The organism is Streptomyces sp. NPDC090499 (assembly GCF_044769305.1).
Lineage (GTDB): Bacteria > Actinomycetota > Actinomycetes > Streptomycetales > Streptomycetaceae > Streptomyces.
In genome coordinates, this window is the sequence record NZ_JBIVXP010000004.1 from 368,295 (window position 1) to 392,826 (window position 24,532).

Here is a 24,532-nt window from a genome sequence, read left to right on the forward strand (position 1 = left end):
AGTACCGAAGGATCAGGCGCGGGTCGCCCTGCGGCGCCGGGTCGCGACGACGATCGCGCCGCCGCCGGCCAGCAGCAGGGCCGCGCCGCCGGCGATGTAACCGGTGCTGGAGCTGGCGCCGGTGTGGGCCAGGTCGCCGCCACCGCCGGAGTTCGTGCTCGGGGCCGGTGCCGGGGTGGTCGCCGACTCGGACGGGGAGGGGGACGCGGAGGCGGTGCCGGTCGCCGAGGTCTCCGAGGGGGTCGGCACGGGGGTCTGCGCGGCCGGCGGGGTGGACTCCGGGGCCGAGGCGGAGGGCGTCGAGGACGCGGGGGCGGACGGGGACGGCGAGGACGACTGGGTCGTCGAGCAGTCCTTCGTACCGCCGTTCCAGGACGCGATCAGCTTGTCCTTGATGACCGCGTGGTCCGGGCCGGCCGGCAGGTCGCCGTGCTCGAAGCCGTCGTTGGCGTCCTTGTTGCCGTCGAACTTCGTCGCGCCCCGGTAGAGGTCGATCTGCGCGAAGCAGCCGGCGTCCGGGACCGCGATGTCGAGGGAGTCGGTCTGGCCCTGCTTGACCGTGACCGAGTCGAAGTCGACGAAGATCTGCCGGCCCGAGGTGGCGAAGGAGGGGCCGTGGGCGATGTAGGAGGCGAGCGAGGCGGTGCAGGAGGCGGCGTCGGCGGCGGCGCGCACCTTGAGGTGGACCTTGCCGTCGTCGGTGACCTTCAGGTTCTGGTCGTCGACCTTCACCGAGTCGAAGAAGTTCGAGCCGTCGATCGAGAACTGGCACTTGTCGGTACCGGTCTCCGTGCCGGCGCCGGTGCCGGGGCTGTAGTGGCCGCCGGACTTCCAGCCGTCACCGCCGGGGGTGCCGTGCGCCCAGGCGCCGGACGCGCCGGCGACGGAGGCGGCACACAGGGCGAAAGAGGCGACGCCCGTCCCCAGCAGGCGGCGCGCGGTGACATGTCTGGCTATGGACATGGAAATCCCATCCGTGGGGTGCTCATCTCTCGCCGGCCCGGCGCAGCCCGTCGCGCGGAGCGGGCGGGCAAACGGACGGGCGGCGGAGGGGCAGCGGGAAGCGAAGAAACACCGGGCCCATTGGTCACATGCGCCACAGTGTGCGGCCCATGGTGGTTGGCCCTGCCGAACCCTGTCAACCTGCCTTGAATCAAGGGCTGTTCGGGCACCATCACAAGTCCCTCACACAGGGAACGATCCGCTCCGGCCGGTGTGAAGTTTCGCTTTCTCGGCAATCTGGACAGACTTCCTGTCGGTGCTCCCCCCGCCGGTGCTCCCTCCGCCCGAAAGGAACGCGCGTGGTCGACCTCTCCTCCAGGAACCCCGACTGGTGGCGTCAGGCCGTGATCTACCAGGTGTATCCGCGCAGCTTCGCCGACGCGGACGGCGACGGGCTCGGTGACCTCAGGGGCGTCACCGAGCGGCTCTCCCATCTGGGCGCGCTCGGCGTGGACGCCCTGTGGCTCAGCCCGTTCTACCCGTCCGAACTCGCCGACGGCGGCTACGACGTGGCCGACCACCGGGACGTCGACCCGCGCCTCGGCACCCTCGACGACTTCGACGCGATGACCGCCGAGGCGCACCGGCTGGGCCTGAAGGTGATCGTCGACCTGGTCCCGAACCACACCTCGCACCTGCACCCCTGGTTCCGCGAGGCCCTGCTGTCCGGCCCCGGCTCCGCGGCCCGGGAACGCTACGTCTTCCGGCCCGGCCGCGGCGCGCACGGCGAACTCCCGCCCTCCGACTGGCAGTCGGTGTTCGGCGGCAGCGCCTGGCGCCGGGTCCCGGACGGCGAGTGGTACCTGCACCTGTTCGCCCCCGAGCAGCCCGACCTGAACTGGGCGCACGACGAGGTACGCGCCGACTTCCGCACCACCCTGCGTTTCTGGTCCGACCGGGGGGTGGACGGCTTCCGCGTCGACGTGGCCCACGCCCTGGTGAAGGACCTCGCCGAACCGCTGCGGGACGTCGCCGAGTTCGGCCCGACCGGCGAGGAGGCGCTGGAGCGGGTCCCGCCCGGCACCCACCCGTACTGGGACCGCGACGAGGTGCACGAGATCTACCGCGACTGGCGCAAGATCTTCGACACCTACAGTCCGCCCCGCACGGCCGTCGCCGAGGCCTGGGTGCCGGACGCGCGCCGGGCGCTGTACGCCCGCCCGGACGAACTCGGCCAGGCCTTCAACTTCGAGTACCTGCAGACCCCGTGGGACGCCGAGGCGCTCCGTGAGGTCATCACCGGCTCGCTCGCCACCGCCCGCGCGGCCGGCGCCTCGGCCACCTGGGTGCTCTCCAACCACGACGTGGTACGGCACGCCTCCCGGCTGGCGCTGCCGCCGGGCACGGACGAGAACGCCTGGCTGCTGTCCGGCGGCCGTACACCGCACGTCGATGTCTCCCACGGCCTCCGGCGCGCCCGCGCCGCCACCCTTCTCATGCTCGCGCTGCCCGGCTCGTCGTACGTCTACCAGGGCGAGGAACTGGGCCTGCCCGAGGTCGCCGACCTGCCCCTCACCGTCCTCCAGGACCCGATCTGGGAGCAGACCGGCCACACCCGCAAGGGCCGCGACGGCTGCCGGGTGCCGCTGCCGTGGACGGCCGACGGCCCCTCGTACGGCTTCGGGTCCGGCGGTGCCTGGCTGCCGCAGCCGGCGTGGTTCGGGTCGTACGCCGTCGAGGCGCAGGCCGGTACGGCGGGCTCCACCCTGGAGCTCTACCGCACCGCGCTCAGGCTGCGCCGCAAGCTGCTCGACGGCGAGACGCTGAGCTGGGCCGAGGCGCCCGCGGGCGTGCTGCACTTCGCCCGGACGGAGGGCTGGCGGTGCGTCACGAACGTGTCGGACGCGCCGGTGCCGCTGCCGCCGGGCGAAGTACTGCTGGCGAGCGTGCCGTTGCCGCATGACGGCACGCTGCCGCCCGACACCACGGTGTGGCTGGGCGCCTGAGGTGAGTCAGCCGGCGGTGGGCGTGGCCCCCGGGGTCACGTTCACCGCGTTGCCGTCGGCGTTGCCGGTGCCGACACCGGCACCGCTGCCGGTGAAGCCGCTCTCGCCCGGGAGGGCCGGCGGGCTGGTCGTGCTGTTGACCGGCGGGGTGAGGACGACCTCCGGCTGGCCCGCGACGGGCGGCGGCGGGGTCAGGTCGACCGCGGGCAGTTTCGGCGCGGTGGTCTCTTGGAAGAGCACCGACGGGAAGTCGACCAGGCCGGTCTGCTCCATCACCGTGATGTGGTCGAGGACCGTGTCGTTGGCCTGGTCGGCCAGCGTCCGCACGAGGGTGTTCTGGGTCGTGGACCGGATCTTCGCGATCGTGTTGAAGATCGAACCGTGCGTCACGCGAAGGATGTTGGCGAAGTCCGTGTCGAACTTCTTGCCGGTGTCGGCGGTCAGGGTGTTGATGAACCCCTGCTGCTGGGGAGAGGGGAGGTTCGGGATGGTGATGTTGAGCATGGGTGCGATCTTTCGGCAGCTGGCGTCGAGCGCCGCGTGGCCGTCGATCAGGTGCTTGCTCGCGGTGAGGACCGCCTGGGACTGGCCCTTCTTCAGGCCCAGCTGGCCCACGGGGTACTCCCACAGCCCGGCCGCACGCACCTTCACCACGAAGTCCCGGTCGCCCTCCGTCAGCGGTCCCCACTGGGTGTTGGCGATCACCCGGGTCGTGTCGCTGGACACGGTGTTCAGGCCCAGCATGCTCGGGTAGGCGAGTGCGGCGAGGGTCAAGCTGAGGGCTCCGCCCACGAAGAGCGTTCCCGTCGCGTTTCGCGAAAAGCGCACTGGTGCCTCCTGCCGGTGAGGGTTCCCGCGCAGGGGCGGGGGTCGGTCGTCGATGAATACGGATGCCCGAGCGCCGGAAACCTTTTGGTTTGGCAAAGAAGTTGTGAGGACCGGCCCCGCCTGGGGTGTCGTCTTGCCATGTCCTGGCCATGGGAAGGTGATGCTTTCCCCAGGTGGGAGTGGTCATGACAAAGTCGCGGGCAGGCTTCGCCGCATGCCCCCACAGTCATCCCCCCGCATCCCCCGCCTGCCCAACGGATCGGCAGGCCGGGGCCCCGCCGCACGCCCCGCCCTGCCCGTCCTGCCCTACCGCAAGCCCACCAGGGGCCGCGACTACTGGGTCTTCGACGACGTCCTCCCCGACGTGGACGCCGTACGGGAGCGGTGCCTGGCCAAGGACGACTGGGTCCAGGGATACCCGTACACCTCGGAGACCTGGCCCGGCCTGCGCACCATGCCGGGCCTGGAGCCCGCCGAACTCGCGGTCGTGGAAGGGCTGGTGCGCAAGGCGACCGGCGCCGGGAAGCTGTGGGTGCAGCAGGCGCCCGGCGGCGGCACCCTCAACCACAACTGCGTCCAGGTGGTCGGCGAGGGCGAGAGCGAGCCGCGCCCGCACACCGACTCACGGGCGCTGTGCCGGTACGCGGCGGTGCTGTACCTCAACCCCGGGGTGGCCAAGGACTGCGGCACCGCGTTCTACCGCCAGTCGCTGCCCGGCGGCCGGCTCGGCGGCAACATCGTGCAGGCCCCGCACAACAACCTCGTCGAGGCGCTCGGCACCCGGTTCGTGCCCGGCGACCACTTCGAGGAGGACGTCCGCGTCCCGCACAGGTACAACCGGCTGCTCCTCTACAACGCCAACCTCGTGCACAGCGCGACCGGTTACGCCGGGAAGACGCTGGAGGAGAAGCGGATGACGGCGGTGTTCTTCTGGATGGCGTGAGCGGGCGCGTCTGTAACAGCCGGCGTGACACGACCACGACGGGCCCGTGACGGCGATCTCCGAACTTCCTCTCCAGGGCCCGCATCGAAAGAGGTGTCCGGCAGAGAGCCGGGAAGGACACCGCCGCTGGGGGATCCCATGTCGAAGCTTCGCAACCGCCGCACCGACGCCCGCCGCACCAACGCCCGCAGGACCGCCGTCGCCATGACCGGTGCCGCCGCGCTGCTGGCCCTGCTGACCGCGTGCAACGGCACCGCGAGCGGTTCCGTCAGCGCCGACGGCGGTTCGGCGGCCCCGGCGGCCGGCGACTCCTCGACGGCCACCGGCTCGACGGGCGGCTCCGGCAGCGGCTCCTCGGGCAACGGTTCCTCCAGCAGCGGTTCCTCCGGTACGGGCAGCAGCGGCAGCACCTCGGGCTCGTCGACGTCCGGTGGCGGTACGTCGTCCTCCGGCGGTTCCTCGGCCACCGGCTCGGTGCCCGCCTGCCAGGCCTCCCAGCTCGGCTACTCCTGGGCCGACCCGGGCAGCGGCACCGGCCAGCAGAAGCACGCGGTCGTGGCGCTCACCAACAAGAGCGGCCACTCCTGCACGATGTACGGCTTCGCGGGCGTCGACCTCGTCAACAGCGGTCAGAAGTGGTCGCTCCCGCGCACGAACACCACCCCGAAGCGGGTCACCCTGGCGAACGGTGCCGCCACCAACTTCGCGATCACCTTCCTGGTGCCGGGACAGGGCGACTCCAGTGACTTCACGCCGACCACGGTCGTCGTCACGGCGCCGAACCAGCGCACGTCGTTCGACCTGCCCTGGCACGGCGGTGCCGTGGTGCTGCAGGACGGCGCCACCCACCCGGGCTCGTTCATCGGTCCCGTCGGCGAGTGACCAGGGGCCCTCTGGTTCACCCCGCGTCGCGGGCGCAGCGGAAGCCGGTGTGGCCGGTGGAGCTGTCGGGGGTGTTGGCGGTGCGGGCCGCGACCCGGTAGCGGTTGCAGTAGGAGGCGTGGCAGAGGTGGGAGCCGCCGCGGATGACACGGGCGGTGCCGGTCTCCGCGGGGCGGCCGTGCTCGGTCGTCCACCAGTCGGCACACCACTCCCACACGTTGCCCGAGGTGTTGTGCAGGCCGTACCCGTTGGGTGCGAAGGCGTCGACGGGCGCGGTCCCGCGGTACCCGTCGGCGGCGGTGTTTTGGGCCGGGAAGGTGCCGCGCCAGATGTTGCACCGGTACTCCCCGTCCGGGTCCAGCTCGTCCCCCCACGGGTAACGGGCCTGTTCCAGACCGCCCCGGGCCGCGTACTCCCACTCCGCCTCGGTGGGCAGCCGCTTGCCGGCCCAGGAGGCGTAGGCGGCGGCGTCGTACCAGGAGACGTGCACGACGGGATGGCGGCCGAGGCCCTCGAGACCGCTGCCCGGCCCGGCCGGCTCGTGCCAGGCGGCCCCCGCGACCGCACACCACCAGGGCGTCTCCGGCGGCCGGGGCGCACCCCGGCGCAGCGCCGCGGGCAGGAACCCGGCGAAGACGTAGGACCAGCCGAGCCGTTCGGCGTCGGTGACGTAGCCGGTGTCGGCGACGAACGAGGCGTACTCGTCGTTGCTCACGGCACACGCGTCGACGAGGAACGGCGCCACCCGTACGGCCCGCACCGGCCCCTCGCCGTCCGCCGGGAACCCGTCGGTGTCCTCGGCACCCATCAGGAACTCACCGCCGGGCAGCGCGACCATGCCGGTGTGCCCGGACGCGGTGCCGCCTGGGGCGGGCAGCGGCCGTGCCGGCAGCTGCGCGGGGGCCGCGGGCGCGCAGCAGGCGGACGGCGGCGGCTGGGTGGACTCCATGAGCGGAGTGTGCCGCAGGCACCTGTGACGCCGGGGCGCGGGGCCGCGGGACCGCCGGGGGCGGGGGATCCAGGCATGGTTCGCCCGGCGCGGACAGCCGCCACGGCCGGGGCCGACCGGCCATAATCGAGCCATGGCACCAGACTCGGTCTCCGAAGTCCGCCGCGCGAAATTCGCCCGCCGGCTGCCGGGGGAGCCGGCAGAGCTCGGCGGCCCCTCGCACGGCACGGTGCGGTTGCCGCTGCACGTGGCCTGGTCCGGTCTGACGGAGTTCGACCTGGATCGGCCTCGCCTGCGCATGAGTTGCTATCGCATCGTCCTGGCTGAGGGACAGCGCGAGGACCTGACCCGGTATCTCAACCGGCAGCTGCTCATCAGCATGTGGCCGGCGCTTCGCTCGCTGACGAGCAGGGATCTTCGCGAGGTCCGGGAAGAGGCATTCGCCGAACTCCGTCATGGGGCACCGGCCGCCGCGTGAACGTCACCCACCTGCACCGCCGCCTGCTGCCCGATCTGCTGGCGGTCGGTGCCGGGTACCCCCTGGCGCTGACCGGTGACTACGCGGCCCAGGCGCATGGCCTGTTCGACCGTCCCGGCCGGACGGTGGACGCGGCCACGCAGAGCCCGGAGCCCATGCGGACGATCGCCGGGACGGTCGCCGGCGGCCTCCGCGAGCGCGGCTGGCGTGTCGACGTCCGTGAGACGGACCCGCTCTCCGCACAGCTCGTCGTCACCGAAGCGGTCGCGGAGGAGGAGGGTGAGGTCGACCTCCTCAAGGAGGCCCTCTGGCATCCGCCGGTCCGGACGGAACTCGGCCTGACCCTCGCCATCGAGGACGTGGTCGGCATGCGGGTCTGGGCGCTGGCCGACCGCGGCCTGCCCCGCGACCTGCTGGTCGTACGTGCCGCCGCCGACCGCTGGACCCTCCCGGATCTGGAGGACCTGGGCCGCAAGCACGCCCGTGACACCTTCGACCTCGCCGACCTCCAGTCCCGGCTGACCGGCACGGACTGGATCGACGACCGGGAGTTCGCGGAACACGGCGCCGACGCCGAGGAGATCGCCGCCCTCCGCCACTGGGCCCAGACCTGGGCCGACGACATCGCGGAACGGCTGATCGAGGGGCGGCCGCCGGAGGAGTGACGGGCGGTGGGGTCAGCCGGCCGGCTGCTGCTGCCGCCGTTCCGCCGCCCGGGTCCGCCAGCAGGACAGGCCCTCCGCGGCGAAGCCGGCCAGGATCAGCAGGCCGCCCAGCCAGAAGAAGGCCGTGACCTTCCCCGCCACGCCGCCGAGCAGCAGCAGGTCCACGCCGAGTATGGGAAGAAACGCCTCCGCGGCCTTCAGCCACCGGCCCCTGCGCGCCTGCACGACGGCGGAGACCAGCCCGAGCACGGAGACCAGCACCAGCAACCCGACCGCTGTTCGCATGCCCACAGTGTGCCGTAGCGCGCCGTCAGGCCGGCTGCCACAGTTCGATGCGGTTGCCCTCCGGGTCGGTGACCCAGCCGAAGCGGCCCACGCCGTCCATGTCCTGGGTCTCCGCGTCGACGTCCGCGCCCTTGGCCCGCAGCTGGGCGAGCATCGCGTCCAGGTCGCGGACCCGGAAGTTGAGCATGGTCTGCTGGGCGGGGGAGCCGAAGTAGTCGGTCCCGGACTCGAAGGCCGCGAACACCGTCGGCCCGGCCGGCTGCTGCCACAGGCCGTGGTCGTCGAGGTCCAGGCCCAGGCAGTCGCGGTACCACGCCTTCTGGGCCGCCGGGTCGGCGGACCGCAGGAAGTACCCGCCGATTCCAAGCACACGTTCCATGCCGCCATCCTGCCAAGGACGGAGACGGCTCGCACGTGTGAAGTCGTGGGGCGCGCGGTACGGACGTAGGTGCAAGCGTGCCGTGTCAGCCGTGTCAGCCGTGTCGGTCGTCGGGAGTCGTCGTGAGCAGTGTTGCCATCGTGGGGGCCGGACCCGGCCTCGGGGCCGCCGTCGCCCGGCGGTTCGGGCGGGAGGGGTTCGCGGTGGCGCTGCTGGCGCGGGACGGGGACCGCCTCGGGGCGCTGGCCGGGGAGCTGGCCCGGGAGGGCGTCCGGGCCCGCGGGTTCGCCGTCGACGTCCGGGATCCGCTCGCCCTCGCGGAGGCGCTGGCGCGGGCCGCCGGGGAACTCGGGACGATCGAGGTCCTGCAGTACAGCCCGGTACCGCAGCGGGACTTCATGCGGCCCGTCCTGGAGACCACCCACGCCGACCTGGTGGGACCCGTCGAGTTCTCGGTGTACGGGCCCGTCGCCGCCGTCCAGCAGGTGCTGCCGGGGATGCGGGAGCTGGGCCGCGGGACGATCCTGCTCGTCAACGGCGGTACGGCCGTCATCCCGCACCCCGACCGGGCCGGGACGTCCATCGCCTTCGCCGCCGAGAGCGCGTACGGGCATCTGCTGCACGACCGGCTCGCCGGGGAGGGCGTCCACGTGGCCCAGCTGGTCATCCCGGGGGCCATCGTGGTCGGGCACGCCCGCAAGGATCCCGCCGTCCTCGCCGACACCCTGTGGGGGATGCACCGCGACCGGCACGGGTTCCGGCACTACGCCGACGACCTCGACGGATAGCTCCGGGTCCGGGGAGGGGAGGTCCGGTCGGGCGGCGGGGACCGATCTGCGCGAACATCATTTATGGGTCAATATGGTGTTCGGCCCGATTGATCCTCTCAGGGAGTCAGCGATGGCTGTGGAAATCCCCCCGCTCCTCAAGCCCTCCCGGCTCAGAAGCCGCGGCGGCCTGTTCGGCGAGTGCCTGGCAGAGTTTCTCGGGACCTTCGTCATCCTCGCGTTCGGCGCCGGCGTGGTGGCGATGGCGGTGGCCGCACTGCCCGGGTCGGGGCGGGCGGAGAGCCCCACGACGATCTTCCTCGCCGCCGGTGACTGGCTCCTGATCTCCTGGGGCTGGGGCCTGGCCGTGACCTTCGCCATCTACGTGGCCGGCGGGGTCAGCGGGGCCCATCTGAACCCGGCGGTCACGCTCGCGTTCGCCGTGCGCCGCAAGTTCCCGTGGGCGAAGGTGGTGCCGTACTGGGCGTCGCAGGTACTGGGTGCCTTCGCCGGGGCCGCGCTGGTCTTCCTCGTGTACCACGACGCGATCAACGCGTTCGACGCCGTGTCGAAGCCGCCGAAGGTGGGCGGGCACACCGAGGCCACCTTCTCCATCTTCGCCACCTTCCCGGCGCCTTACTTCCACGGCGGGATCTGGGGGCCGCTGATCGACCAGATCGTCGGTACGGCCTTCCTCGTCATGTTCGTCGTCGCCGTCGTCGACCTGCGCAACACGGCCGTCGGGTCCAACCTCGGCCCGTTCGTCATCGGCCTGGCCGTCGCCGCCATCGGCATGTCCTACGGCGCGAACGCCGGCTACGCCATCAACCCGGCCCGTGACTTCGGTCCCCGGGTGCTCACCTGGCTGGCCGGGTGGAAGAGTTACGCGTTCCCGGGGAACGGGGCGACGTTCAGCGGGTACTGGTGGATCCCGATCGTCGGTCCGCTGGTCGGCGGCGTGATCGGGGTCCTGGTCTACGACCTGTTCATCGGCGACGTCCTGCACGCCCGGCTGAAACTGGGCGAGTTGCCGGAGCCGGGCCGGACCCGCCCGACCAGCGACGGGTAGGGGCTACTTCCCGGAGCCCTGCTCGCCCAGGCGCTCCACCAGCTGCTGCGCCTTGGAGACCCCGGTGTCGATCTGCTCGGTGTACTTGCCGTCGGTCCGTTCGTCGACCAGGTCACCCGCCTTCTCCAGTCCGGCCCCGATCGCGTCACCGTGTTCCTCGGCGACGTCCTTCGCCTTGTCCGCCAGGTTCTTGAGCCCGTCGATCCCGCCGATTCCCTCGAACATGAGGAAATCGTCCCGGCGTCAGCGACCGGCCACAAGACGGCGCCCGAGGCATCCGACGGCGCAACGCGCCCCGAAAGGGGCGCTGGGGGTACCCCCAGCCGAAGACCGGGGGAGGAACTGCGCGACCAGCCAGGACGCTGCCGCGGACGACCGATGCACAGCGCGCCCCCGCAGGGGCGCGGGGAACTGCGCGAGCGGCCACGACGGCGCCGCGGACGACCGATGCACAGCGCGCCCCCGCAGGGGCGCGGGGAACTGCGCGAGCGGCCACGACGGCGCCGTGTACGACCGATGCACAGCGCGCCCCCGCAGGGGCGCGGGGAACTGCGCGAGCGGCCACGACGGTGCTGCAGCCGAACGGCGGCCGGCGGCGGTGCCGGAATCCGGCAGACCCACGCCGTTCACGTCGTTTTCCTGCGTTTCCGCGCGAAGTCCGGTCCCGAGGCTGATGCTGATCCTTGACTCGGCAGGCATCCGACGCACACACCCCGGGAGACGACGACATGAGCACCAGCCCCCTCCTGACCGGCCTGAGCGACCGGCTCCCCGAGCTGAGGGCGCTCTACGAGGACCTGCACGCGCACCCGGAACTGTCGTTCGCCGAGGAGCGGACCGCGGCCGTCGTCGCGGGCCGGCTGCGGGAGCAGGGCTGGGAGGTCACCGAGGGGGTCGGCGGCACCGGGGTGGTCGGGGTGCTGGCCAACGGGGACGGGCCGGTGGTGCTGCTGCGGGCCGACATGGACGCGCTGCCGGTGCAGGAGGAGACCGGGCTGCCGTACGCCTCGAAGACCGACGGGGTGATGCACGCGTGCGGGCACGACCTGCACGTCGCCTGTCTGCTGGGGGCCACCGGGCAGCTGGCCGCCGGACGGGGCGGCTGGCACGGGACGGTGGTCGCCGTCTTCCAGCCGGCCGAGGAGGTCGGCGGGGCGCCGAAGATGCTCGCGGACGGGTTCGCCGAGCGGTTCCCGCGGCCGGACGTGTGCCTGGCCCAGCACGTGGCCGCGGCGCCCGCCGGGCTGGTCGGGACCCGGGCCGGGGCGCTGATGGCGGGCGCGGACAGCATGCGGGTCACGCTGTTCGGGCGGGGCGGGCACGGGTCCACGCCGGAGGCCACCGTCGACCCGGTGGTGCTGGCCGCCGCGGTCGTGATGCGGCTGCAGACCGTCGTGTCCCGGGAGGTCGGTGCGAACCAGCAGGCCGTCGTCACGGTCGGCTCGATCCACGGCGGGACCAAGGAGAACATCATCCCGGACAGCGTCGAGCTGAAGATCAACGTACGGACCGCGACGGCGGCCGTCCGGGAGCGGGTGCTCGCCGCGGTCGAGCGGGTCATACGGGCCGAGGCCGCCGCCTCCGACGTGTCCAGGGAGCCGGAGATCGTCCCCATCGACTCCTTCCCGGTCACCCACAACGACCCGGCCGCGACCGAGGCCGTGCAGGCCGCGCTGGCCGGGGAGTTCCCGGGCCTCACCTTCGAGCTGACCTCACCGGTGCCCAACAGCGAGGACTTCGGGGCCTTCGGCACCACCCTGGGGGTGCCCTCGGTCTTCTGGTTCGTCGGCGGCGCCGACCACAAGCTCTACGAGGGCGTCGACCTGGAGGCCCTGATCCGCGACGGGATCCCCCCGCAGATCCCCTCCAACCACTCCCCGCACTTCGCGCCCGTCCCCGACCCGACGATCGGGACGGGTGTCCGCGCGCTCCTCGCGGCGGCGGCCCACTGGCTCGCCCCCTGACGCCCGGTCCGGTCCGCTAGGGACGGGGAGCGGCCTGGTCCAGGGCCGGGCGCAGGTCCGCCCGGCGGCGGATGCCCAGCTTGCGGTAGGTGTGCGTGAGATGGGTCTCCACGGTGCGGCGGGCCAGATGGAGGGCGGCCGCGATCTCCCCGTTCGTGCGTCCCTCGGCGGCGAGTTCGGCGATCCGCCGCTCGCTGCCGGTGAGGGAGGCGGCGCCGGTACGGCGTCTCGGGGAGCGGGCGCCGCCCTTGCGCAGGATCTCCTCGGTCAGCTCCGACAGCCGTACCGCGCCCTGCCGTTCGGCGTGCTCGGCGGCCTCCCGCAGGCAGTCGCGGGCACGGGCCCCCTCCCCGGCGGCCATGAGCTGGCGGCCCAGCGCGATCAGGGCGAGCGCCGGCTCGGTACCGGCCGGGCCGCCGTCCCGCAGCAGCCGCACCGCTTCCTCGGTGAGCTCCAGACCACGGCGGCCCCCGGTCGCCGTACCGAGGACGCGCAGCGCCCGGCCGACCGTGCGCGGGGTGCCCCAGACCCGGGCCAGCCGCAGCTCCTCCTCGGCCAGCGCGATGGCCTCCAGCGGGCGGTCCAGGGCCAGCCGGCACTCGGCGGCGGCGGTACGCCACGGGGTGACCACCGGGCTGATCACGTCCCGGGCCGTCTGGCGGCGCCCGCACTCCAGGAAGTCGTGCAGCGCGGCGGCCGCATCACCGGCGGCCGCCCGCACCACACCCCGCGCGTACAGGAACCGGTTCAGCTCCCAGGAGTCCGGCGCCTCCCTGAGGTCGATCCCGGCGACCAGCCGCGCGGCCTGTGCGCCGCGGCCGGTCTCCACGAGCGCGATCAGCGCGTGCGCGTGGGCGTTGGACGGTGTGACCGCGTCGGGGACGGCGGCCGGGCCGGTGTGGTCGGCGCGGGCCGCAGCGATGTCCGTACGGCTGTTGAGCAGCGCATGGTGCATGGGGTGCAGCAGGTCGGGGCGCTGCCCGGCCAGACCGCGGTCCACCAGCCGGTCGGCCTCGTCGAGTTCGTCGGCCCACTGGGCGACGGTGGCCGCGGTGCCGACCAGGAACGGCTCGGTGAGCGGGTCGGCGGGTTCGGCGAGCAGGGTGCGCAGCTGCCGCATGGCGTCCCGGGCCGAGGTGAGGCCCGCGGAGGCCGCGTGCCGCACCAGCAGGGCCTGGCCGGCCGTGCCGACCAGCTCCGGGGAGTGGCCGGCGGTCTCGGACAGCCGCCGGTAGACCTCCTGCCGTACCTCCTGGTCCTGGTCGGACAGGGCGACGGAGGCGGTGTGCAGGGTGCGGACCAGGTCGGGGTGGCCGTCCAGTTCGCCGTTCACGGACCGCAGCAGCTCGACGGCCTTGCGGGTACGGCCCCGGCCGGTCAGCGCGGTGCCGAGGGCGACGGCCGCGCGCACCCGGTCCTGCGGGGCCGCGGGCAGCCGGACCGCCTCGGCCAGCCGGGGTATCGCGGCGGAGGAGCGGGGCGCCGCGTACTCCAGTGAGCCCAGCTCGGTCAGCAGCCGCTGCCGGCGGTCGTCGGGGAGGGGTTCCTCCAGGGCGCGGCGCAGGTAGGCGACGGCGTCCTCGGCGCGGTCCTCGTAGAGGGCGACGGCGGCCGCGTCCCGGAGCAGGGCCGGTGCCCAGGGGGCGTCCACCGGTCCGGTGGCGAGCAGTTGGCGGGCCACCGCCTCGGCGGGCGCGTCCTGGTGCAGCATCGCCTCGGCGATCGCCCGGTGGGCGGTGCGGCGGCGGGCGGCGGGGACACCGGCGAGGACCGCGTCGCGCAGCAGGGGATGCGGGAAGTGCGGGCGGCCGTCGGCGCCCAGGGTGAGCAGGCCGAGGTTGGTCATGGCGGTGAGCCAGCCGGCCACCCGGACCGGGTCGGCGTCGGCCAGTTCGGCGAGGAGTGGGGTGATCTCGCTCTCCGGCAGGCCGGTGCCGGGGTCCTCCTCCAGGACGGCGAGGGCGCGGGCGACCTCGGTGGTGGCCGGTCCCGCACTGTCCAGCCACCATTGGACGGCGGCCGGGTACGCGCCCGGGTAGAGGGCGGCCGTCGTCTCGGGCACGTCCCGGTGCCGGCTCTCGTCCAGGTCGTCGAGGAGGGCGCCCAGCAGCAGGGGGCTGCCGGCCGCGGCCCGGACACAGGCGTCGACCCAGAACCGGGACGCGTCCGGGTACTTGGCGCGCACCCGGGCGGCGGCGGCCGCCGGGGCGAGGGGCGCGAGGGTGTGGGTGCGGACCAGTGCCGGCGGCAGGGTGTGGGTGAAGCCGGGGGCGGGCGGATCGAGGTCGTACTGGCTGCGTTCGCTGACGACGAGGAGGATCGGTAAGCGGTCTATGTGCCGTGCCGACTCCACGAGCCAGCGGTGCGAGGGGGCGTCGGCGAGGTGGACGTCGTCCACGGCGACGAGGAGCGGCGAGTCGTCGGCGTAGGCGCGCAGCACCCGCCACAGGCCGGCGGCGGTGGACCGCTCGTCCCCGTCCACCGCGAGTTCGGCGAACTCCGGTACCGGGCCGAGCAGTTGGAGGACGGTCGCAAAGGAGATGGGGGTGTCGCCGGGTGAGCAGCGGGCGCGGAGCACCTTCAGGCCGAGGGCGCTCGCCTGCTCGGCGGCGGCCTCCAGGACGGTGGTGCGTCCGGTTCCGGTGGCGCCCCGGAGAAGCACGAGGCGGCCGCTGCCGGCCAGCGTGCGCTCGGCTTCCTCGGCCAGCAGGTGCATGGCGGCGGCGAGTTCAGGGGACGGCTGGGTCATGCCTGGCTCCTCGCGGTGCGCTGGTGGGTGGGTTCGGGGGGTTAGAGGTGGTGGGAGCGGGAGAGGTTGTGGGGTGCGGGGGGTGGTCGGTGGGTTTGTTGCAGGGGCGTCACATTTGAGACGGGGCTGTGGATCTGGTCGGGCGCCGGTCCGTTCCCGGGTGCGGGTACGTGGGGGCTGGTCGCGCCCGCGCGGCGGTAGCCGCATGTGCAATGCAGCCCCGCGCCCCCAAGATGGTGGGTCGACTGGTCCCACCTCAAAGGGGCGCGGGGAACTGCGCGAACAACCCCCACCGGCCGGCAGCCGCCCACAACCTCAGTCACCCCGAACATCTCGTGGTCCTTCTCGTGGTCCTCCACGATTGTCGTTGCCCCTTTGGCCACAGCAGGCTGGGTATTACCGCCCGTCACTGTTCCCTCGGAGACGACGGGCACGTGGACATAGGGGAAGCGGTTGGTCAGCAACAGCTCATTCGCGTCGGTCGGCCGCACGCCCGTGGCGGTGTACGCGCCGGACCCGATCTCCCGCGAGGGCGCGCTCAGCCAGCTGCGGCGCCACCCGGAGGTCGAGATACGCGAGGAGTCCGAGACCGGGCCCGGCACGGTGGCGCTGCTCATCAGCGACGGCCTCGACGAACCCGAACTGACCCGGCTGCGCCGGGTGGTGCGCAGCGAGGGCGCGCGGGCCGTACTCGTGGTCGGGGCGCTGCGCGAGACCGAGCTGCTCGATGTGATCGAGTGCGGGGTCGGGGCCATCGTATGGCGCCACGAGGCCACCGAACTCCGGCTCGTGCAGGCCGTGCTCGCGGCCGCCCGGGGTGACGGGGACCTGCCCGCCGACCTGCTGGGCCGGCTCATCAACCAGGTCGGTACCCTGCACCGCAGCGCCGCCGGCCGTCCGGGTGCCCCGGCAGCCGGGCTGTCCGCCCGCGAGGTGGACGTCCTGCGGCTGGTCGCCGAGGGCCTCGACACCGGTGAGATCGCCAGCAAGCTGTCCTACTCCGAGCGCACCGTCAAGAACGTGATGCACGGGCTGACCACCCGGCTGCACCTGCGCAACCGGGCCCACGCCGTCGCCCATGCCCTCCGGGAAGGCTACATCTGACCGATCGGGCAGCGGACACCGGTTCCGGGGCAGGCCGGTCTGCCCCGGCGCGCCTGCGGGCGCGGCCGGGACGGAGGGCAGGATGGGCGTGTATGCCGAGCGGGCCGCGCGGGTCCATGGGGTGGTGAGTACGGCGTGATCCACGAGGTGGACCAGGTGCTGCGGAACCTGCTGACCGGCGGAGCGCTGGAGGGTTCCGGCATCGAGGTCTCCTTCGACGCGCCGACCCGCGACTGGTCGGCCCGCCGCAACGGCCCCGTGATCAACAGCTACCTGTACGACATCCGGGAGGACGTGCACCGGCGTCAGCGCGGCCACGTCGACGTCCGTGACGACCGGGACGTCGTGGTCAAGCGCCGCCAGCCGCCCCGCTGGTTCCGGCTGTCGTACCTGGTGACGGCGTGGACGAAGCGGCCCGAGGACGAGCACCGGCTGATCAGCGCGGTGCTCGCGACACTGATCCCGCGGGAGCTGATCCACCCGTCCGAACTGCCCGGCTCGCTGGGCGCGCTGGGCCTGACGATCCCGTTGTCCTGCGCCGGTATCCAGACCGAGGCGCGCTCCCTCGCCGAGATCTGGTCGGCGCTCGGCGGCGAGCTCAAGCCGTCCCTGGACGTCGTGATCACGGCCCCCTTCCCGGCCTACCCCGAGTACGACGCCGGACCGCCGGTCACCGAGGGTGCCGCCGTGCGCGTGCGCGCCGGGGTCGACGACACCGCGCCGGTCCTGGAGGAGCGGGCCCACCGGCCCGGCCAGGTCGCCGAGGCCGCGGCCGCCCGGAGGGGCCGGGCGTGACCCTGGACGTCTCCCTGGAGCCGGCCGCCGCACTGCTGACCCGGCTGTCCGCGCTGCGCGACCGGGTCGCCGCCCTCGTCGCCCACCGCTCGGCCGACGACCCGACGGCCGACGACCCGCTGCGCGGCCTCTATCTCTCCGAGGAAGCGGTACGGCACCTGCTGCGCCCCGAGCCGGAACCGGCCGAACTGCCCTCCCTGGCCGACGGTTTCGCCGACCCGCTCGCCGCCCTCGCGGCCCGGCTGCGCCTCGCCCCCCTCGACACCACCCTCCTCCTCATCGCCCTCGCCCCCGACCTCGACCGCACCTTCGAGCAGCTGTACGGCTACCTCAACGACGACGTCGGCCGCCGCCGCGCCACCGTCGGCCTCGCCCTCGACCTGTACGGCGCCCCCGCACACCTCGCGGCGGCCCGCGCCCGCTTCCATCCCACCGCCCCGCTCGCCGCGCTCGGCCTGCTCACCGTCGAGGAACCCGAACGGCCCTTCCTCAGCCGCTCGTTGCGCGTCCCCGACCGGGTCCTGGCGCACCTCCTCGGCGACGACACCCCGGACGCGGCACTGACCGGACACCTGCGGGAGCCGTCGTCCGGCAGCGAGCCCGCCGACGCGGAGTTCGTCCGCCGGGTGGCCGCGCGGATCGCCGCCGGACCGCTCTTCGCCTTCCTGCGGGAACGCCGGGAGGGCGAGGGCCTCGGCTGTGCGACGGCCGCGCTGCGGCTCGCCGGCCGGCCCGCGCTGCACTACACCGGGCCCGAGGAGCGGATCCCGGAGCTGCTGCGGGAGGCCCGCCTGAGCGGCCGGGCGATCCTGGTCGACACCGACCAGCCGGGCACCTTCCTGCGGGCGTCGAGCGTCGGCGCCGCCACGGACGTCACCGTGCTGGTCACGACCGCCCGCCCCTACGACCCCCAGTGGTGCGACCACCGCGACCCGCTCGTCCTCGACGTGCCCTCCCGGCGCGCCGCCGCCCTGGACGCCTGGGCGGCCGTACTGCCCGGCGACCCCGGCTTCGACCTCGCCGCCACCGTCGCCCCGTACCACCTCGGCGGCGAGCGCCTCACCAGGGCGGCCCGCGCCGCGCAGGACCTCGCCGCCTTCGACGGCACCCCGCTGACCGCCGCCCACCTGCGGCTCGGCGCCCGCCAGCAGTCCGCCTCCGGCCTGGAGCAGCACGCCCGTCGGATCCGGCCCGCCGTCGACTGGCGCGACCTGGTGCTGCCCGACCGGCCGCTCACCGAACTGCGGGAACTCGCCCTGCGCGCCCGCCACCGCGACCGGGTCCTCGGCGACTGGCGGCTGAGCGCGGGCGGCGGCCGGGGACGCGGCGTGCTCGGCCTCTTCGCGGGCGAGTCCGGCACCGGCAAGACCCTGTCGGCGGAGGTGGTCGCTGCCGAGCTGGGACTGGACCTGTACGTGGTCCAGTTGTCGTCCGTCGTCGACAAGTACGTCGGCGAGACCGAGAAGAACCTCGAACGGATCTTCACCGAGGCCGACCGCACCGACGCCGTGCTGCTCTTCGACGAGGCCGACGCCGTCTTCGGCAAGCGCTCCGAGGTCAAGGACGCCCACGACCGGTACGCCAACCTGGAGTCGGCCTACCTCCTGCAGCGCCTGGAGGCCTTCGACGGCATCGCGCTGCTCACCACCAACCTGCGCGCCAACATCGACGAGGCCTTCACCCGCCGCCTGGACCTGGTGATCGACTTCCCGTTCCCGGACGAGGAGCAGCGGCTGGCGCTGTGGCGGCACGGCCTGGTGCACGTGCCCAGCGAGGCGGACATCGAACTGGGCGCGCTGGCCCGGGACTTCGAGCTGGCCGGCGGCGCGATCCGCAGCGCGGTCGTCACCGCCGCCTACCTCGCCGCCGCCGCCGACCGGCCCCTCACCGCGGCCGACCTCCTGGAGGGCGCCCGCCGCGAGTACCGCAAGGCGGGCCGGCTGGTGCCGGGGACCTGGTGACCGGTTCCGGCCGTCCGTTCGACCTGACCGCGCTGCTCGCCGAAGCCGTCCGGCCCGCCGCGCGGCGGCACCCCTCCGTCACCTACCGGCTCGCACCCGCGCCCCCGGCTCCGGCCTCGGGCTCGCCCTAGTCGAGCAGCAGGCCCGGCTGCACCACGGCACACTCCGCCTCGGACGCGGCCCCGCCGGCGGCCTTCAGGCGGTCGTCAGCATTCCCGCGGAGCCGGAGCCGGAGGCCGGGCAGCCGGGGCCGGACAGCCCCTAGCCTGTCACCGGTGCCGGATCAGTCCCCGGACGGGTGCACGATCTGCCACTCCTGGTCGTCCGTGTTCGAGCAGTAGTACAGGGTCAGGTTGGTGTCGTTGACGCCGGTGCTGTAGCCCGCGACGTCCAGGCAGAGGTTGTTGCTGGCGAAGTTGCGGATCCAGTAGGCGCCGCTGGGCTGTTTGTCGATCCACCACAGCTGGTTGTCGGCCTTGGTCCCGTCGCACTTGTACTCGGTGATCGGCGCGGACAGCCTGGCCGAGCCGTAGTCGGGCAGGTCCATGCACAACTGGTCCTTGGCGTTGCGGATCTGGAAGAGCGCGGACGAGCCGGGGCCGTCCTTCGCGTACCGCACCTCAAGGTTCCAGAGCTGGTTGTCGTTGGTGGTCTCGTCGCAGGTGTACTCGCGTACCGGGCCGTTGCTGGTGCCGTTGCCGTAGCCGGGGATGTCGGCGCACTTCTTGGTGGTCGTGTTGCGGAGCAGGATGTTCGTCGCCGGGACGACCGGCTTCGGGGTCTTCTTCTTCGTGGCCTGCGGGGCCGGCTGGGACTGGCCGCCGCCCGCCTGGGTGTCGGACGAGCCGTCGCCGCCGTTCGCCGGCTGCTGTTCCACCGGGGTCGGCGAGGGCGCCGGCGCGGCCGCCAGGGGTGCGCTGGCCGTGGGGCTGGGGGCGATGCTGCTCACCCCGGCCTCCTGGACCTTTTCCTGGGCGAGGGTGCCGACCTTCGGCTTGTAGTTGAACCAGATCATGGCGAAGGCGAGGGCGAGGGCGAGCAGGGTGCCGAAGAGGGTGGCGAGCCAGCGGGGCAGGAAGCCGCGCTGGATGTAGGTGCCGTCCACAGGCTGTGGACTGACGCCCGACCGCTGGACGGTGAGGGCGTACGGCCGCTGTTCCTTCGGCCCGAACCAGATGATCCGCCGGGGCTTGAGGGTGGCCTTGACGAAGGCGGCGCGGCCCGGCTCGATCTGCACGTTGCTGGGGTGCAGGTCGTAGACGAGCTGGTCGCCGTTGTCGCTGCCGCTGACGGAGGCGGTGAGCTTGGTGTTGCCGAGGTTGTCGATGGCGAGCTGGGGGCGGCCCCGGAACCGGCCCTTGACCGTGGGTGGCACGAGTTCGGCCCGGACCTCGGTGAAGGGGGTGATGGTGAGGTTGCCCTCGGGGACGGTGACGGCCTCGGGGTGCTCGGTGGGTGTGATGCGGACCGCGTACGGGTTGGGTCCCGCGGTCGCGTCGGGGGTGCGGGGCGGGGCGAAGGTCAGCTCGACCGTGCCCGTGGTCCCCGGGTAGAGCCGGAGTGTGGCGGGCTCGACGGTCGTCCAGGGCGCGACGGGGCCGACCGGTTCGAAGCGGTACTCGTCGACGACGTCACCGGTGTTGCGAAGCCGCAGGCGTACCCGGGTCGAAGCGCCCGGGTCCACGGTCGCGGAGGCGGGTTCGAGGGAGGTCCACAGCGTCATGGGGTCACCGTCAGCTTGAAGGCTTCGAGCCAGAGCGTGTTGTCGAGGGTGCCGACGAAATCGAGTGCGTTGTTGTCGCTGCGGGAGCCCTGGCACCACTGGTCGCCCCAGTCGTGGTCCCGGACCTTCGCGTAGTTGCAGCCCTTGCCGCTGCCGACGTTGAAGGCGAAGCCCTCGATGTAGGGGTCGGCCGCCTTGGTGCTGCCGATGTAGTTGTCCTTGCCGTCGGCGATGATCGCCGTCCAGTTCGGGTTCCACGTGCCCTGGCCGCTGGTGGACTGGGGGTCGTAGTGGAACCAGTTGGCGGCGGAGCCCTGGACGCCGTACACCGCGAGGTTGATGGCCTTGATCGGCAGGTTCTTGCCGACGGTGCCGGACATGGTGCCGTCGCAGACCGGCTTCTGCCAGCCGGTGCCCTGGACGTAGGAGCGGTAGCAGATGTGCCGCCCGGCCGGGTCGTCGGCGGCGAGGCGGTTGACGGCGGTCGCCGCGGTGTCCTGCTTGGGCTTGGCGGTCACGGTGGCCGTCGCGCCCCCGCCGCCCCCGCCCCCTCCTCCGCTCCCGCCGCCGTCGCCGTTGCCGGTGTCCGCCGCGGGCGCCGACGACGGCGTCTCGGTGGGGGCCGGGGGCGGGGTCGGGGTGACGGACGGGCTCGGGGCGATGCTGCTCACCGCGGCTTCCACGGGCTGTTCCTGGGCCAGGCTCTGCACGTGGGGTTTGTAGTTGAACCAGATCAGCGCGAACGTGACGGCGAGGGCGAGCAGGGTGCCGAAGAGGGTGGCGAGCCAGCGGGGCAGGAAGCCGCGCTGGATGTACGTCCCGTCGACGGGCTCCGGCTGCACCCCCGACCGCTGCACGGTGAGCCGGTAGGGCCGCTGCTCCTTGGGCCCGAACCAGATGATCCGCCGGGGCTTCAGCGTGGCGTTCACGAAGGCGGCGCGGCCCGGCTCGATCTGGACGTTGCTGGGGTGCAGGTCGTAGACGAGCTGGTCGCCGTTGTCGTTGCCGCTGACGGAGGCGGTCAGCTTGGTGTTGCCGAGGTTGTCGATCGCCAGCTTCGGACGGCCCCGGAACCGGCCCTTGACCGTCGGCGGGACCAGTTCCGCGCGCAACTCGGTGAAGGGCGTGATGGTGAGGTTGCCCTCGGGGACGGTGACGGCCTCGGGGTGCTCGGTGGGTGTGATGCGGACCGCGTAGGGGTTCGGGCCGGCCGTCGCGTCGGGGGTACGGGGCGGGGCGAAGGTCAGCTCCACCGTGCCCGTGGTCCCCGGGTACAGCCGGAGTGTGGCGGGCTCGACGGTCGTCCAGGGCGCGACGGGGCCTACCGGTTCGAAGCGGTACTCGTCGACGACGTCACCGGTGTTGCGAAGCCGCAGGCGTACACGGGTCGAAGCGCCCGGGTCCACGGTCGCGGAGGCGGGTTCGAGGGAAGTCCAGAGGCTCACGTCAAGACGCTAGTGGGCCGGGGACCGGCATATCACCGGACTCCGGGGCAGAGTTGACGGTGCCGAGGGCGGTGCCGCTGCCCTCGGGGACGGGCCGGCGGGACCGTACGGACAGGGTGACCTGCCTCCGGCGCCGCCGGCCCGGCCTGGTCAGTCCACATCCATCCGGTCGGCGGCGCCGGAGGAGGTGACAGGGGCGGCCTGTCCCGAGGCGGCGGCCTGCCGGATCCGGTCGGCGACCTCCCTGGGCGCACCCTTGAGGTTGGCCGTGCGCACCTCCTCGACCACCGACGCGAACGCGCCCGCGAGATGCCCCGCCTCGGTGATCCGCTTCGGCAGCCAGCGGAACTCCATCTGGACGCCCTGCTGCCCGCCCGTGTGCTCCCGGGACAGGTGCGGCGACGCGGGGTCGGGCTTCTTGAACGGCTTCCCGGACGACAGGACGTACAGCTCCGCGTTGTCGCCGTTGAGGACCTTGTTCAACAGCATGTAGGTGGCCTCCAGCGGGTTCTGGTCCGGGGAGGCCGGGCCGCCCGCTTCCTCGGGCGGACCGTAGGCCGGGGTCCGCTGGGCGTTGGCACCCCTGCCGAACGGCTTGAGGAAGGCCAGCCAGAACCCGACGTTGGTCTCCGCGACCTCCTCGTGCAGCCACTTGGTGAGGAGCATCAGGTCCTCGCGGTCGAAGTTGAGGTTCCGGATCGTGTCCGTGGTCGCCCGTGTCTTGACCTGCGCCAGGTCCCCGAGCTTGGCCAGGTGCGAGACGGCGTTCTTCTCCGTGGAGGTCTCGCCGATCGCGTCCGTCATCACCATCGCGCTGCCGATCGCGTAGGACGCGGTCAGGGTCAGCACACCGGTCAGCGCCTCCCGGTCCAGCTCGCCCAGCTGCGGCATCTTCGCGGCGAGGAACGACCGCACCTTGTGCGAGGCCTGTACCACGGCCCCGGTCGCGTGCAGCTGGGCCGCGCGCGTGTGCTCCTTGCCCTTGGGGGCCGGCGGGTACTCGACCTTCTGCTGGGCCTCGTAGAGGTGCGGCAGCCCGGACGGCAGGATGCCCGCGGTGGCCTGGAGGTACAGGCTGTGCTTGGCCTCCTTCTGGTAGGCGGCGATCGCCTTCTGCAGCTCGGGGTCCTTGAACAGCTCGGGACCCAGCCACGTCTCGAGTTCCGCCAGCGGGAAGCCGGTGGCGAACTCGCCGCCCGAGCCGGGGATGAACGAGGCGAAGGACCGCGGGTCGTGGGCGAACATGCCGGCCACGTGGTCGTCGATCTCCTGCGCCATCTCCAGGACCGTGCGGTCGGAGCCCGGCGCCAGCTCGTCCACTGCCTCGGTGACGTACTCGAGGTTGCCGATGGGGTCGTAGTCGGCGTCGTCGGGCACCGGAGAACGTCCGTCGGGCATCGTGAGATCGCTCAGCGCCTCGTGGATGTCCCGTCCGCGGTGCTGGAGGACGTTGTGGTCCGTGACGACGTTCATGCGCTTGCCGGACGCGATGTCACTGGCGTACCCGGCGCCGCCGTAGAAGAACGACGCCAGGGCGGCGTGCGGCTGGCGTCCGTCGATCTGCCTGAGGCCGGCAGTGGACTGCTTCACCTCGTAGCTGGGCACGCTCAGTTCCGCCTCGAAGCCGACCAGCCGCTGGATCGGGGCGGACCCGTCGGCGGCCGGTTCCGGAGCCGGACCGGGCCGGGTGCCGTCCTGCGTCCGCTGGACCGGGGACGGCGCGGGCCCGCTCATCACCCGGTCGGCCTTCTGCTCGGCGTGCCGCTCGCCGGAGTCGCCCTTGCTGGACAGGCTCACGTCGCCGCCGATGGCGGTACCGGGTACCGGGCCCGCCATCTGGTCCTCGACGTGGGTGAGTTCGTGCGCCCAGTCCTTCTTCGTCATGGACTCGCCGACGACGATGTTCCGGCCGGTGGTGAGCGCCCTGGCGCCCAGCTCCTGCGCCGCCGCCCTGGCCGCCGGGCCCTTGTGGACCCGTACGCCGCTGAAGTCCGCGCCGCCGAAGCGGCCCTCCATCTCGGTGCGCAGCCCGGGTTCCATGCCCTCGCCGGGTGTCTTGACCACGTCGTGGACCAGCGCCCGGCGCTGCACCGGCAGGTGGCCGCAGCCCGGGTCGTGCTCGTGCCGGTCCTGGGCGGCCTCCCGCTGTACCGGCAGATGGCCGCAGCCCGCGTCGTGCCGGTGGCGCTGCGCGGCGATCGTCGCCGACACCGCCGCGTTGCCCGCCAGCCGCTGCAGGACCGGCAGTCCGGCGGCGGTGGTGGGCACGGGCGCCGGGCCCGCGCCCGTCGGTACGCCCGGAGCCTTCGGGGCGCGGACCGCCCCGGACCGCTCGGCCTTGCCGGGCTCCTCCTGCGTGTACATGGACCAGGACCACCCTCCGGCGACGGCAACTCGATCCATCCCTACGGCAGTGGCGCCGGGCGGACAAGGTCCGTCGGGGCAGTCTTGAGGGCAGCGGCCCCTGCTGCCCCCGCCGGCCGTGGATCTTGTGCCGATCGGCGGGCGTGTCCGCCGCCGGGTGTGGTAAACGTCGACGACCCGTGCCGCACCGTTGGTGCCCGCGACACCCGGCGTACCGGGAGTGCCGCGGCGGCC

Annotated in this window: 22 protein-coding genes; 12 read left to right on the forward strand and 10 right to left on the reverse strand. The window is 73.2% G+C overall.

Going from position 1 to position 24,532, the window contains the following annotated elements:
• Window positions 1–12: 12 nt before the first annotated feature.
• Window positions 13–963 carry an LAETG motif-containing sortase-dependent surface protein gene (locus ACIQVL_RS17315; protein ID WP_403475686.1) on the reverse strand — a complete coding sequence of 317 codons (951 nt, stop codon included), beginning with the start codon at window positions 961–963 and terminating at the stop codon, window positions 13–15.
• Between the two features lie 338 nt (window positions 964–1,301).
• Here ACIQVL_RS17315 and ACIQVL_RS17320 point away from each other — a divergent pair, with 338 nt between their 5' ends.
• Window positions 1,302–2,948, forward strand: coding sequence for a glycoside hydrolase family 13 protein (locus ACIQVL_RS17320; RefSeq protein ID WP_403475687.1), 1,647 nt, complete (start codon window positions 1,302–1,304; stop codon window positions 2,946–2,948).
• Window positions 2,949–2,954: 6 nt separating this feature from the next.
• On the opposite strand, the gene ACIQVL_RS17325 is transcribed toward ACIQVL_RS17320, so the two are convergent.
• Window positions 2,955–3,740 (reverse strand): DUF4142 domain-containing protein, encoded by a 786-nt coding sequence (locus ACIQVL_RS17325; protein WP_403429074.1) that lies wholly within the window; start codon window positions 3,738–3,740, stop codon window positions 2,955–2,957.
• A gap of 250 nt (window positions 3,741–3,990) precedes the next feature.
• Between ACIQVL_RS17325 and ACIQVL_RS17330 the strand changes: the two genes are divergently transcribed.
• Window positions 3,991–4,719 carry a DUF6445 family protein gene (locus ACIQVL_RS17330; protein ID WP_403475688.1) on the forward strand — a complete coding sequence of 243 codons (729 nt, stop codon included), beginning with the start codon at window positions 3,991–3,993 and terminating at the stop codon, window positions 4,717–4,719.
• A gap of 138 nt (window positions 4,720–4,857) precedes the next feature.
• Window positions 4,858–5,601 carry a DUF4232 domain-containing protein gene (locus ACIQVL_RS17335; protein WP_403475689.1) on the forward strand — a complete coding sequence of 248 codons (744 nt, stop codon included), beginning with the start codon at window positions 4,858–4,860 and terminating at the stop codon, window positions 5,599–5,601.
• Window positions 5,602–5,617: 16 nt separating this feature from the next.
• Here the strand turns inward: ACIQVL_RS17335 and ACIQVL_RS17340 are convergent, their stop codons facing one another.
• The gene (locus ACIQVL_RS17340; RefSeq protein ID WP_403475690.1) at window positions 5,618–6,550 is read right to left on the reverse strand and encodes a formylglycine-generating enzyme family protein; all 933 of its coding nucleotides are present in this window, start codon (window positions 6,548–6,550) and stop codon (window positions 5,618–5,620) included.
• Window positions 6,551–6,683: 133 nt separating this feature from the next.
• On the opposite strand from ACIQVL_RS17340, the gene ACIQVL_RS17345 reads away from it, so the two are divergent.
• Together ACIQVL_RS17345 and ACIQVL_RS17350 are read left to right on the forward strand one after the other, a co-directional pair.
• On the forward strand, window positions 6,684–7,028 hold the full coding sequence (locus tag ACIQVL_RS17345) for a transcriptional regulator (RefSeq protein WP_403475691.1): 345 nt from the start codon (window positions 6,684–6,686) through the stop codon (window positions 7,026–7,028).
• Window positions 7,025–7,693 (forward strand): hypothetical protein, encoded by a 669-nt coding sequence (locus ACIQVL_RS17350; RefSeq protein ID WP_403475692.1) that lies wholly within the window; start codon window positions 7,025–7,027, stop codon window positions 7,691–7,693. Before ACIQVL_RS17345 ends, ACIQVL_RS17350 begins: the two co-directional genes overlap by 4 nt.
• 12 nt (window positions 7,694–7,705) lie before the next feature.
• Here the strand turns inward: ACIQVL_RS17350 and ACIQVL_RS17355 are convergent, their stop codons facing one another.
• A complete protein-coding gene (locus ACIQVL_RS17355) occupies window positions 7,706–7,978 on the reverse strand; it encodes a hypothetical protein (protein ID WP_403475693.1) in 273 nt (90 codons plus the stop codon).
• Window positions 7,979–8,003: 25 nt separating this feature from the next.
• Window positions 8,004–8,357: a VOC family protein gene (locus ACIQVL_RS17360; RefSeq protein ID WP_403428757.1), complete on the reverse strand. Its 354-nt coding sequence runs from the start codon at window positions 8,355–8,357 to the stop codon at window positions 8,004–8,006.
• Between the two features lie 122 nt (window positions 8,358–8,479).
• Between ACIQVL_RS17360 and ACIQVL_RS17365 the strand changes: the two genes are divergently transcribed.
• Together ACIQVL_RS17365 and ACIQVL_RS17370 are read left to right on the forward strand one after the other, a co-directional pair.
• Window positions 8,480–9,145 (forward strand): SDR family NAD(P)-dependent oxidoreductase, encoded by a 666-nt coding sequence (locus tag ACIQVL_RS17365; protein ID WP_403428759.1) that lies wholly within the window; start codon window positions 8,480–8,482, stop codon window positions 9,143–9,145.
• Between the two features lie 112 nt (window positions 9,146–9,257).
• Window positions 9,258–10,193, forward strand: a complete 936-nt coding sequence (locus tag ACIQVL_RS17370) for an MIP/aquaporin family protein (RefSeq protein ID WP_403428761.1) — start codon at window positions 9,258–9,260, stop codon at window positions 10,191–10,193.
• 3 nt (window positions 10,194–10,196) lie between these two features.
• Here the strand turns inward: ACIQVL_RS17370 and ACIQVL_RS17375 are convergent, their stop codons facing one another.
• Window positions 10,197–10,418 carry an antitoxin gene (locus ACIQVL_RS17375; RefSeq protein WP_403428763.1) on the reverse strand — a complete coding sequence of 74 codons (222 nt, stop codon included), beginning with the start codon at window positions 10,416–10,418 and terminating at the stop codon, window positions 10,197–10,199.
• A 503-nt stretch (window positions 10,419–10,921) separates the two neighbouring features.
• Between ACIQVL_RS17375 and ACIQVL_RS17380 the strand changes: the two genes are divergently transcribed.
• Window positions 10,922–12,157: an amidohydrolase gene (locus ACIQVL_RS17380; RefSeq protein ID WP_403475694.1), complete on the forward strand. Its 1,236-nt coding sequence runs from the start codon at window positions 10,922–10,924 to the stop codon at window positions 12,155–12,157.
• A gap of 16 nt (window positions 12,158–12,173) precedes the next feature.
• Here ACIQVL_RS17380 and ACIQVL_RS17385 read toward each other — a convergent pair whose 3' ends face one another.
• Window positions 12,174–14,906 carry a LuxR C-terminal-related transcriptional regulator gene (locus ACIQVL_RS17385; protein WP_403475695.1) on the reverse strand — a complete coding sequence of 911 codons (2,733 nt, stop codon included), beginning with the start codon at window positions 14,904–14,906 and terminating at the stop codon, window positions 12,174–12,176.
• Window positions 14,907–15,359: 453 nt separating this feature from the next.
• Between ACIQVL_RS17385 and ACIQVL_RS17390 the strand changes: the two genes are divergently transcribed.
• The 4 genes from ACIQVL_RS17390 to ACIQVL_RS17405 all read left to right on the forward strand — a co-directional run bounded on the left by ACIQVL_RS17390 (window position 15,360) and on the right by ACIQVL_RS17405 (window position 18,897).
• Window positions 15,360–16,010: a response regulator transcription factor gene (locus tag ACIQVL_RS17390; protein WP_352356733.1), complete on the forward strand. Its 651-nt coding sequence runs from the start codon at window positions 15,360–15,362 to the stop codon at window positions 16,008–16,010.
• A gap of 135 nt (window positions 16,011–16,145) precedes the next feature.
• Entirely contained in the window at window positions 16,146–16,805 is a 660-nt protein-coding gene (locus tag ACIQVL_RS17395; RefSeq protein WP_403428768.1) for a DUF4255 domain-containing protein, read from the forward strand.
• Window positions 16,802–18,766 carry an ATP-binding protein gene (locus tag ACIQVL_RS17400; RefSeq protein WP_403428771.1) on the forward strand — a complete coding sequence of 655 codons (1,965 nt, stop codon included), beginning with the start codon at window positions 16,802–16,804 and terminating at the stop codon, window positions 18,764–18,766. The genes ACIQVL_RS17395 and ACIQVL_RS17400 overlap by 4 nt, the downstream gene beginning before the upstream one ends.
• Window positions 18,763–18,897 carry a hypothetical protein gene (locus tag ACIQVL_RS17405; protein ID WP_403475696.1) on the forward strand — a complete coding sequence of 45 codons (135 nt, stop codon included), beginning with the start codon at window positions 18,763–18,765 and terminating at the stop codon, window positions 18,895–18,897. The genes ACIQVL_RS17400 and ACIQVL_RS17405 overlap by 4 nt, the downstream gene beginning before the upstream one ends.
• A 152-nt stretch (window positions 18,898–19,049) precedes the next feature.
• Here ACIQVL_RS17405 and ACIQVL_RS17410 read toward each other — a convergent pair whose 3' ends face one another.
• The 3 genes from ACIQVL_RS17410 to ACIQVL_RS17420 all read right to left on the reverse strand — a co-directional run bounded on the left by ACIQVL_RS17410 (window position 19,050) and on the right by ACIQVL_RS17420 (window position 24,298).
• Window positions 19,050–20,489, reverse strand: a complete 1,440-nt coding sequence (locus ACIQVL_RS17410) for an RICIN domain-containing protein (protein ID WP_403475697.1) — start codon at window positions 20,487–20,489, stop codon at window positions 19,050–19,052.
• Entirely contained in the window at window positions 20,486–21,934 is a 1,449-nt protein-coding gene (locus tag ACIQVL_RS17415) for a hydrolase (protein WP_403428776.1), read from the reverse strand. Before ACIQVL_RS17415 ends, ACIQVL_RS17410 begins: the two co-directional genes overlap by 4 nt.
• A 150-nt stretch (window positions 21,935–22,084) precedes the next feature.
• Window positions 22,085–24,298 carry a DUF4157 domain-containing protein gene (locus tag ACIQVL_RS17420; RefSeq protein WP_403428778.1) on the reverse strand — a complete coding sequence of 738 codons (2,214 nt, stop codon included), beginning with the start codon at window positions 24,296–24,298 and terminating at the stop codon, window positions 22,085–22,087.
• Window positions 24,299–24,532 lie beyond the last annotated feature (234 nt).